The 255-nt window shown below is 67.1% G+C and carries 1 protein-coding gene; it reads left to right on the top strand.

What is annotated here, in order from left to right:
- A partial coding sequence (locus SB754_RS21535; RefSeq protein ID WP_410784358.1) for a TSUP family transporter occupies window positions 1-255 on the top strand: 255 nt, incomplete at both ends.

Genomic DNA, 255 nt, shown 5'->3' with positions numbered 1-255 from the left:
CGTCGACATGCACGTCGGCACCGGGATCGCACTCGTCGCGCTGGGCGTCGTGACGGGCATCCTGTCGGGCCTCATCGGCGTCGGCGGGGGAGTGATCGTCGTTCCCGCGATGATGTTCCTCTTCGGATCCAGCGACCTCGTCGCGAAGGGCACGTCGCTGCTCATGATGATCCCGACGACGATCTCGGGCGCGATCCGCAACGCCCGTAACAAGAACATCGACCTCGTCGCCGCCGGAACCGTCGGGCTCGCGAC

This window comes from Leifsonia sp. SIMBA_070 (assembly GCF_046534635.1).
GTDB lineage: Bacteria > Actinomycetota > Actinomycetes > Actinomycetales > Microbacteriaceae > Leifsonia.
The sequence above is the reverse complement of the archived record's forward strand: the minus strand, read 5'-3'. Positions and strand labels throughout refer to the sequence as shown.